13 protein-coding genes are annotated in these 7,880 nt (G+C 71.3%); 4 read left to right on the top strand and 9 right to left on the bottom strand.

Translation table 11 applies throughout. The annotated features are described in order from the left end of the window. Positions 1 to 2: 2 nt before the first annotated feature. The gene (locus tag BLV39_RS14115) at positions 3 to 293 is read left to right on the top strand and encodes a hypothetical protein (protein WP_090790925.1); all 291 of its coding nucleotides are present in this window, start codon (positions 3 to 5) and stop codon (positions 291 to 293) included. 31 nt (positions 294 to 324) lie between these two features. Here the strand turns inward: BLV39_RS14115 and BLV39_RS14110 are convergent, their stop codons facing one another. The 5 genes from BLV39_RS14110 to BLV39_RS14090 form a co-directional block, all read right to left on the bottom strand. Then, positions 325 to 732 carry a TA system VapC family ribonuclease toxin gene (locus BLV39_RS14110; RefSeq protein ID WP_090790923.1) on the bottom strand — a complete coding sequence of 136 codons (408 nt, stop codon included), beginning with the start codon at positions 730 to 732 and terminating at the stop codon, positions 325 to 327. Next, the gene (locus tag BLV39_RS14105; protein WP_090791531.1) at positions 729 to 959 is read right to left on the bottom strand and encodes an antitoxin; all 231 of its coding nucleotides are present in this window, start codon (positions 957 to 959) and stop codon (positions 729 to 731) included. The genes BLV39_RS14110 and BLV39_RS14105 overlap by 4 nt, the downstream gene beginning before the upstream one ends. Before the next feature lie 67 nt (positions 960 to 1,026). After that, on the bottom strand, positions 1,027 to 1,584 hold the full coding sequence (mug, locus tag BLV39_RS14100) for a G/U mismatch-specific DNA glycosylase (RefSeq protein WP_090790921.1): 558 nt from the start codon (positions 1,582 to 1,584) through the stop codon (positions 1,027 to 1,029). Then, positions 1,581 to 2,342: an SDR family oxidoreductase gene (locus BLV39_RS14095; protein WP_090790919.1), complete on the bottom strand. Its 762-nt coding sequence runs from the start codon at positions 2,340 to 2,342 to the stop codon at positions 1,581 to 1,583. The genes mug and BLV39_RS14095 overlap by 4 nt, the downstream gene beginning before the upstream one ends. 41 nt (positions 2,343 to 2,383) lie before the next feature. After that, entirely contained in the window at positions 2,384 to 2,914 is a 531-nt protein-coding gene (locus tag BLV39_RS14090) for a helix-turn-helix domain-containing protein (RefSeq protein WP_090790917.1), read from the bottom strand. A 52-nt stretch (positions 2,915 to 2,966) separates the two neighbouring features. Between BLV39_RS14090 and BLV39_RS14085 the strand changes: the two genes are divergently transcribed. Beyond that, on the top strand, positions 2,967 to 3,470 hold the full coding sequence (locus tag BLV39_RS14085) for an alpha/beta fold hydrolase (RefSeq protein WP_090790915.1): 504 nt from the start codon (positions 2,967 to 2,969) through the stop codon (positions 3,468 to 3,470). Then, the gene (locus BLV39_RS42975; RefSeq protein WP_090790914.1) at positions 3,401 to 3,799 is read left to right on the top strand and encodes an alpha/beta fold hydrolase; all 399 of its coding nucleotides are present in this window, start codon (positions 3,401 to 3,403) and stop codon (positions 3,797 to 3,799) included. Before BLV39_RS14085 ends, BLV39_RS42975 begins: the two co-directional genes overlap by 70 nt. Here BLV39_RS42975 and BLV39_RS14075 read toward each other — a convergent pair. Continuing rightward, the gene (locus tag BLV39_RS14075) at positions 3,796 to 4,581 is read right to left on the bottom strand and encodes a helix-turn-helix domain-containing protein (RefSeq protein ID WP_090791529.1); all 786 of its coding nucleotides are present in this window, start codon (positions 4,579 to 4,581) and stop codon (positions 3,796 to 3,798) included. The genes BLV39_RS42975 and BLV39_RS14075 overlap by 4 nt on opposite strands. A gap of 127 nt (positions 4,582 to 4,708) precedes the next feature. Here BLV39_RS14075 and BLV39_RS14070 point away from each other — a divergent pair, with 127 nt between their 5' ends. Beyond that, entirely contained in the window at positions 4,709 to 5,080 is a 372-nt protein-coding gene (locus BLV39_RS14070; RefSeq protein ID WP_090790912.1) for a nuclear transport factor 2 family protein, read from the top strand. Here the strand turns inward: BLV39_RS14070 and BLV39_RS14065 are convergent. The 3 genes from BLV39_RS14065 to BLV39_RS14055 form a co-directional block, all read right to left on the bottom strand. Beyond that, positions 5,034 to 5,729 carry a DNA alkylation repair protein gene (locus tag BLV39_RS14065; RefSeq protein ID WP_090790910.1) on the bottom strand — a complete coding sequence of 232 codons (696 nt, stop codon included), beginning with the start codon at positions 5,727 to 5,729 and terminating at the stop codon, positions 5,034 to 5,036. The two genes, BLV39_RS14070 and BLV39_RS14065, sit on opposite strands and share 47 nt — an antisense overlap. 128 nt (positions 5,730 to 5,857) lie before the next feature. Beyond that, on the bottom strand, positions 5,858 to 6,298 hold the full coding sequence (locus BLV39_RS14060; protein WP_090791525.1) for an HD domain-containing protein: 441 nt from the start codon (positions 6,296 to 6,298) through the stop codon (positions 5,858 to 5,860). A gap of 169 nt (positions 6,299 to 6,467) precedes the next feature. After that, a complete protein-coding gene (locus BLV39_RS14055; protein ID WP_090790908.1) occupies positions 6,468 to 7,874 on the bottom strand; it encodes an aminotransferase-like domain-containing protein in 1,407 nt (468 codons plus the stop codon). Positions 7,875 to 7,880 lie beyond the last annotated feature (6 nt).

Below are 7,880 nucleotides of genomic sequence, written 5' to 3'. Positions count from 1 at the left end.
CCGTGGTTCCCGATGAGGTGCGTTCCGCTGTCGAGGAGTTCGCCGCGCGGATCGACGCGCTCGCGCCCGACCCGGGCTCCCCGTCCCCGGTGACCGTGTCGTTGAGCCCGGCGGCCGCCCACGCCCTGGTCGAGGCGCTGCGGTCCTACCGCGACCCGCGCGACCACGGCCGCTGCGACCAGTGCGGCACAGGGCGGCTGGACGAAACCTTCACGTGTACGTCGTGCGGCCAGCCCGCCGGCCTCTTCGGCCAACTGGTCCGCGAACGCCTGTCCCGCCCCAGCGCGGACTGACCGGCGGGTCTGTCGACGGAAGGCTTAGCGATCAGCGCTGCGGGCTGGTGGGCAACAGATCCGCGATGTCGTGATGAAGCTTGGCGAGTCCCTGATCGAACGTCGCGAGACGGCCGCCACGAGTACGCGCCTGGTGCGCGAGGTAGGCGTCAGTGACCTGTCGATGCCCGATCACCCCACGCATCGACACGGCTTCGAACGGTGAATCGTCGGGCCAGAACTCATGACGCGGATGGGCGGTGAGGGCCGCCAGCAATCCGCCTGCGGCTGAGGTGGCGGCACCTTGCCGGATGAAGAGCCGCATTAAGCCCCCTTGCGTGATGGGGCACGTAGCAAAGGCATCCTCGCTCGCGGTGAACCAGGACTCCGCCATCTGGTGGTGGACGTGATCGGTCACCACCAGCGCAATCAGCACATTGGTGTCCAGCAACGCGGTCATGTGTCTGGATCCTCCAAGGCGCGAACGTCGTCGGTGGTAACTGGGCTGCCCAGCCGGATCACCGGGAGGCCGGTAACCGCGCTGCGCGAAACTTCCTGCGGCTCCCCCTGGTTGAGGCCCCGACGCATGAGATCGGCGACGGTTTCACTCAGTGTTCGATGCGTGTCCCGCGCGATCGACAGCGCCAGCTGATGTAGGTCGTCCGGCAGGTCAAGAGTCGTGCGCATGAGCGAAGAATACATCATTGCATCATGATGCAATGATGTTGGATTTTGGTTGGCTAATTGGTTGGTGTCAATTTCTCTGGTCGCTGGCAGTGCGGAGGTGGGCAAACTCTTTGGCTAGGTCGGCGATCTGGAAGTGGGCGTTCAGGCCGCTCGGGTTGGGCAGGACCCAGACGCGGGACGGGCCTGCCGGGTCCTCCTGCGGGCCGAGCGTCGCCTTCGGGCGACGGAAGGCCGCGCGGTAGGCGGTCACGCCGAGGATCGCGATCCAGTGCGGCCGCCAGCGTTCGGCCTTGGCCACGAGCGCCACTCCCCCGGCGGCGAGTTCGGCGGGCGTGAGCTCGGCGGCGCGGGCGCTGGCGCGGTCGACCAGGTTCGTGATGCCGAGGCCGTTGTCCAGAAGGGACAGTTGCTCGGCCGGATCGAGCTGGTGGTCGGTGAAGCCCGAGCGGTGCAGCGCCGGCCAGAACCGGTTGCCCGGGCGGGCGAAGTGGTGGCCGGTCGCGGCCGAGTACAAGCCCGGGTTGATGCCGCAGAACAGCACCCGCAGGTCGGGGGCGATCACGTCGGGCAGGATCAGATCCGCCGCGGCGGCCAGGTCGGCCTTGGTGGGTCGGTGGGGCTTCACAGAGCGCGGATCAGGCCGCCGTCGATGGCGATCGACGAACCGGTCACATAGGACGCTGCCGGGGACAGCACGAACGCGGCGGCCCGGCCGAACTCGGCGGCGTCGCCGATCCGGCGCAGGGGCACGTCGTCGCCGGCGCCTTCGCGCGCGCGGGTCGGGTCGTCGGGGTCGCCGTAGTTGGCGCGGGTGCGGTCGGTCAGGAAACGACCGGGCAGCAGGCTGATCACGCGTACGCCGCGCGGGCCGAGCTCGTCGGCCATGTCCTTTGCCACCCCGACCAGGCCCGGGCGGAAGCCGTTGGAGATGCCGAGGTTGGTGATCGGGGTGCGGGCGGAGGAGGACAGCACCAGGGCGATCGCGCCACCGGGTCCCAACGCGGCGGCGATCACCCGGGCCGTGCGTACCGCGCCCAGGAAGACCGTCTCGAACGAGTCGCGCCACTGGTCGTCGGAGGCGCCGAGGGCGGTGCCGGCGGGCGGGCCACCGACGGAGATCAGGGCACCGTCGAGCCGGCCGAACGCGTCGTGGGCCAGGGCGACCAGCCGGTCCGGGCAGTCGTCGTGGGCCAGGTCGGCCACCAGGCCGCGCGCCCTGTCGGGTCCGCCGAGCTCCGCGATCGCCTCGTCGACGTGGTCCGGGTGGCGGGAGCAGACGACCACCCGGGCGCCGTCGGCCACCAGGCACTGCGCGGTGGCGAGGCCCAGGCCACGGGTGCCGCCGGTCAGGACGTACACGCGGTCGGCCAGCCCAAGGTCCATGCCAGGATCCTGCCGCACGCGCCCCCGGGCCACAACGCGGGCTATTCGCCGGTGATCGGGAACAGGATCGGGCTGAGCAGGTGGGGGCGGCGGCCCTCGGCCGGCGGGTTGCCGATGCGGGAGACCAGGGCCGCCCGCATCGCCTCGACCAGGTCCGCCCGTTCGTCGTCGGACAGCCAGATCGCGTGCTGCCGGAAGCCGACCAGGTCGCCGGCCGGGTCGGCGTCGGCGGAGTCGAGGTAGCCGTCGAACTCCGCGATCAGCGTGGCCATCGCGGCGGCGAACGCCTGTCGCAGCTCGGCGGGGGTCGCCGAGGCTGCCCGGTCGGCCGGGATCGTGGCCCGCTCCCGGTGGAGCCGGTAGCTGCGCTCGACGAAGCCGCGTACCCGGTGCTCGCCCGCGACCTCGATGATGCCGGCGTCGGCGAGCACCGCGACGTGGCGGTAGACGGTCGCCTTGGAGACGTCGGGCATCCGCGCCACGAGCTGCGCGGTGGTCACCTCCCGCCCACCGGAGAGGGCGTGCACGATCCGCAGCCGGACCGGGTGCACGAGCAACTCGACGGTGTCCATCCGCGAATTGTCTCACACTTGACACTGTTCGCAATCGTGCGAACATAAGCGCATGACCAACCTCTGGCTGGACCACGATCCCGACGGCTCCGGGCCGACCGTGGTCTTCCTGCCCGGCGCCGGGCTCGTCGGCCGCGACTTCCGCGCGGCGCAGCGGCTGACCGCACCGGCGGTGATCTACGACCGGGCCGGCACCGGCTGGAGCGAGCCGACCGCGCTCCCCCGCAGCGCCACCGCCGTCGCCGAGGAGCTACGCGCCGCCCTGACAACTGCGGGCGTGACCGGCCCGGTGATCCTGGCCGGTCACTCGCTGGGCGCCTTCTACGCCCGCCGCTACGCGCAGCTCTTCCCCACCGAGGTCGCCGGCCTGCTGCTGATCGACCCCGGCCACGAGGACATCTTCGACTTCCTTCCGCCGAGGCGAAGGAGATGGATGCCGAGATCAAGCGGCAGACCACCGACCTGCCGGAGCTCACCGACGAGCAGGTGGCAGCCGCCCGGGGCCAGTACGCCCAGCTCTATGCCGCGTGGCCGGAGGACGAGCGGGAGGCGCTGATCGACTACCACCTCGGCCACTGGCGGACCGCGATCGAGGAGACCCGCAACTTCGACACCGAGATCTACGCCGAGCTGCGGGCCGGCGGCGCACTGCCGGACGTACCCCTGATCGTGCTGACCGCCGGTGCCCGCAACCCGGTCTGGGAGCGGTTCGCCGACGCGGACCTGGTGACCCGCGCCCACGAGGGCATCGACGCCATGCACCGCGCGATGGCCGCGGCCGTGCCACGCGGCGAGCACCGCGTCGTGCCCGGCGCGTCGCACGGCTTCCTGCAGGTCCAGCACCCTGAAGCGCTCGCCGACGCCGTCGCCACCCTGCGCGGCTAACCCACCAGGGCGCGGAGGGCCTCGGCGGTCGCGGGGTCGGCCGGGAAGAAGGCCTCGATGGCCAGCCCGGCCACGGTGACGTCCAGCGGGGTGCCGAACAGCGTGGTGGTGCTGAAGAAGGACAGGTCGGTGTTGTCGTGCCTGTAGCGCAGCGGGACCACGACGCTCGGGACCGCGTCGCCGGCCGGTGCCGCGTGGCCGCCCGGATAACCGCGCAGCTCCTCGATCAGCCCGTGCAGAGCGTCGTCGTTGGTCGCCATCGCCTGCTGGCGCAGCCGCACGAGCAGGTGGGCGCGCCACTCCGGCAGGTTCAAGATCCGCGGCGCCATCCCGTCGGGGTGGAGGCCGAGCCGCAACACGTTGACCGGCGGGGCCAGCAGGTGCGGCGCCGCGCCGGCGGTGAACAGGGCGATCGCCGGGTTGGCCTCGACCAGGTGCCAGTGCTGATCGACGAGCGCCGCCGGGTACGGACTGTGCCCGTCGAGGATCTGCCGCACCGCGGCCCGCACCGGAGCGAGTTCCGGGTCGTCGAGCTCATGCCGGGGGTACGCGGGCGCGTGACCGCCGGCGAGCAGGATCGTGTTGCGCTCCGCCAGCGGGATGTCGAGTTGCTCGGCCAGCCGCAGGATCATCTCGGGACTCGGTCGGGAGCGCCCGGTCTCCACGAAGCTCAGGTGCCGGGCCGAGATCCCCGTCTCGATCGACAGGTCGAGCTGGCTCAAGCGGCGGCTGCGGCGCCAGTCGCGGAGCAGCTCTCCGACTGGTCGCTTCGGCCTCGTCATGGTGGTCACACCACCGACGCTAACGACCCGACCGGCACCGGGACCATTACCTCGGAGGTAATCGACACCGCACCGCCGCCCCGGCCAACATCTTCTCCAGAACGGCACCGACGAAGAGGAGATTGAGATGCCAACGACGTACGACGAGCTGGCTGAGCGCTACATCGCGGTCTGGAACGAGACCGACCCGACCAAGCGGCGCCGCGACATCGACGACCTGTGGGCCCCCGAGGGCCGCTACGTCGACCCGCTGGCCGTGGCCGAGGGCCGGGCCGCGATCGACGCGACCGTCGCGGCGGTGCAGAGTCAGTTCCCGGGCATGACGTTCCGGCTGGCCGGCCCGGTCGACGGCCACCACAACCAGGCCCGCTTCACGTGGGAGCTCGGCCCGGCGGAAGGCTCGGCGCCGATCGCGGGCTTCGACGTGGCGACCACCGGCGACGACGGGCAGCTCACCCAGGTGCTGGGCTTCCTGGACCGGGTCCCTGCCGCTGGCTGAGGTAGTGGGCGCGCTGCTGCGGTTCGAGATGCTCGATCGCGAACCGCAGCACCACGCGCGGCGCGGTGGCGGCGTGGCGGTCGAGGAAGGCCAGCAGCCGGGCCCGGTCATGCTTGCCGGCCTCGCGCAGCATCCCGCCGACCACGGTGCGCACGAACTCGTGAGAGTCGTCGACCAGGATCTCGGCCAGGGCGTACGTGTCGTCGACCTCACCGGCCCGCACGAGCCCGAGGGTGGCCATCATCGCGATCCGGCGTTCCCACCAGTGCTCGGAACCGGCAAGCCGGTAGAGCACGTCCCGGGGCTTGTCGAGCAGATAGCCGCCGACGACCTGATGGGCGCTGAGGTCGACCAGGTCCCAGGTGTTGATCCGGTCGGTCCGGCGCAGGTAGAGCGCGTAAAGCTCCGCGCGGAGCGCCTCCGGGGCCTTCTTGTGGACGGCCTGATTGCCCATGACCCGCAGCGCGCCGACCCGCACCAGATGGACGTCGGAGTCCAACAGCCGGTCGAGCTCGGCGACGGGCAGGTCACCGAACCGCTTGGCCAGCGCGAACACGTCCCCCATCCGGACGCTGTCCTTGCCGGCCGGCGGACGAAGCGCTTCGACCTGCTCCGCGAAACCCGCGGCGGTGAGCTGCGATCCGGTCATACGCACACCTTCGCGCCTCGGCCGAATCCTGTCGATGGCCTGGCTCGAGGTCTGGCCGATGGTGGCTTCCGGCTCGTGCTAGTCCCGGACAGCCCTGGCCCAGGGTGGTGACCGTCAGGCGTGGCCGTTCACGACGGCTCGGCAGCGAGCAGGATCTCTCGTGCCCGCGCGTACTTCCGCCGCAGTCTGTCGGCGGTCTCGTCGTCCAGCACGGCCAACCTGGCTTCGTCGCTGTTCGTGGCGTTGTCGGCCAGCTTCACGAGCCGGCCCAGGGGGTCAACAGCAGCCCGTCGGATCCCGTCCAGGTACGTCTCGCCGTCTCGATGTGACACCGAGTCGACAGCGGACACGACCCGCTCCGAGTAGCCCCTCCCCCGCAGTTCGTCCAACGTGACGGCGCAGTCCTCAACCACATCGTGGAGCAGCCCGGCCATGACCGCGTCGTCGCCGTGCTCGACCAGGGCCGCGGCGATGGTCCGCGGGTGGTCGATGTACGGACGCCCGGCCTTGTCGACCTGGCCCTCATGGCAGCGGGCCGCAAACGCGTCCGTCTCCTCAACCGTCGGCACCACGCCGCTCCTCTCGTTGTCTCGTCCAATTCGCGGGTCGCGCAGTCCTGGGTGGGGAACGGGCCGCCGTCAACCGTGCGGCGCTGGCTGCCGTGGCTCCTCCCGCCCGAGCACGGCTTGTTAGCAGCGATGCCGAGAGCCGGGCCGAAATGAACTGCCCCTCCGTCGGCTAGGCCGACACGCTCCGGGCTACCTCGCCCAGCCGACGGGTGCCCTCTGCGAGTTGGGCGAGATCCGCCGCGGCTGCGAACCCCACTCGCATGTACGCGCTGGGTGGTTCGGCTGCGAAGTAGCCGTTACCGGGGCTGACGGCCACCCCGTGTGTTCGCGCGGCGTCGGTTATGTGGTGAAGGGCGTTCGAGGGAAGGCGGACCCACAGGTGCAGGCCGCCCGCGGGGATGCGCATGACTGTCCATTCAGGCGTATGACGGGCCAGGCCGGCGGTGAGTGCCGTGCAGCGCTCGCGCAGCGCCGTGGCCAGGCTGCGCAGGTGGCGATCCCAGGCCGGGGCACTGAGCAGTTCGATGGCGGCTTCCTGCATCGGGCGTGAGATGAAGAAGTCGTCGACGAGCCGGATGGCGCGTAACCGGGCCATCACCGGGCCCCGGGCGATCAGGGCGCCGATCCGTAGGCTCGGTGACGCGGGCTTGGTCAGTGACGTCAGGTAGACCACGGTGCCGTCGCGGTCGTCGGCGACCAGCGGACGGGCCACCGCGCCGCCGTGGCCGAGCAGGCGGGCGAAGTCGTCTTCGAGGACGAATGCGCCGGCGGCACGGGCGATGTCGAGGATCTGCGGGCGGCGTTGCGCGGAAAGCACTGCGCCGGTCGGGTTGTGGAAGGTCGGCTGGATGTACAGAAGCCGGGCGCCGCTGGTGGCGAACGCGTCTGCGAGCAGGTCCGGGCGGATGCCGTCATCGTCGACCGGGACAGGGACGGGCCGCAGGCCCGCGGCGCGGGCGGCCGCGAGGGCGCCCTGGTAGGTGGGCGATTCGACCAGGATCGGGCTGCCCGGCGCGGCGATCGCGCGGAACGCCATCGACAGGGCGTCCTGCCCGCCGCTGGTGATGAGCACGTCGTCAGTGTCGACATCGCTGCCCGTGAACGACGCGAACAAGGCCCGCAGCGTCTCCAGCCCAGCCGTCGGCGCCCGGTCCCACGCGTCGGGCCGCCGCGCCGCCCGGGCGAGGGCGTCGCCAAGTGCCTTGGTCGGCTGCAGCGAGCGGTGCAGATAGCCGCCGGCCATCGTGATCGCGTCGGCAGGCGGTGCGCGGAGCAGATCTGTGACGGTGTGGGCGTCGATGCTGCGGTCGGCGAGCGCCACGGCTTGCCAAGAGGTGTCCGGAGGCGCCCCGAACGCCTGGGACCTTCGGGCGGCGACGAACGTTCCGCTGCCCGGTCGGGTCACTACGGCGCCTTCGGCCGCCAGCACGGCGACGGCGCGAGCGACCGACACCGGGCTCGCCGCGTGACGGCGCACCAAATCGCGGCTGCTCGGCAGCCGATCACCAGGAGCGAGGCGCGCGATCTCCGCCCGCAGGCTCGTGACGAGAAACGCGATAGTGCTACTCTCTGACATGAGAGA

Source organism: Asanoa ishikariensis (assembly GCF_900107455.1).
GTDB classification, from domain to species: Bacteria; Actinomycetota; Actinomycetes; order Mycobacteriales; family Micromonosporaceae; genus Asanoa; species Asanoa ishikariensis.
Note: the sequence above shows the minus strand (reverse complement) of the source record. Positions and strands in the feature narration are given on the sequence as shown.

Excerpts from the sequence above, each read along its gene's own strand:
- BLV39_RS14085 (WP_090790915.1), top strand. The coding sequence starts at position 2,967 with ATGACCAACCTCTGGCTGGACCACGATCCCGACGGCTCCGGGCCGACC.
- BLV39_RS14070 (WP_090790912.1), top strand. The coding sequence starts at position 4,709 with ATGCCAACGACGTACGACGAGCTGGCTGAGCGCTACATCGCGGTCTGG.
- BLV39_RS14075 (WP_090791529.1), bottom strand. The coding sequence starts at position 4,581 with ATGACGAGGCCGAAGCGACCAGTCGGAGAGCTGCTCCGCGACTGGCGC.
- BLV39_RS14055 (WP_090790908.1), bottom strand. The coding sequence starts at position 7,874 with ATGTCAGAGAGTAGCACTATCGCGTTTCTCGTCACGAGCCTGCGGGCG.
- BLV39_RS14065 (WP_090790910.1), bottom strand. The coding sequence starts at position 5,729 with ATGACCGGATCGCAGCTCACCGCCGCGGGTTTCGCGGAGCAGGTCGAA.
- BLV39_RS14090 (WP_090790917.1), bottom strand. The coding sequence starts at position 2,914 with ATGGACACCGTCGAGTTGCTCGTGCACCCGGTCCGGCTGCGGATCGTG.
- BLV39_RS14110 (WP_090790923.1), bottom strand. The coding sequence starts at position 732 with ATGACCGCGTTGCTGGACACCAATGTGCTGATTGCGCTGGTGGTGACC.
- BLV39_RS14095 (WP_090790919.1), bottom strand. The coding sequence starts at position 2,342 with ATGGACCTTGGGCTGGCCGACCGCGTGTACGTCCTGACCGGCGGCACC.
- BLV39_RS14105 (WP_090791531.1), bottom strand. The coding sequence starts at position 959 with ATGCGCACGACTCTTGACCTGCCGGACGACCTACATCAGCTGGCGCTG.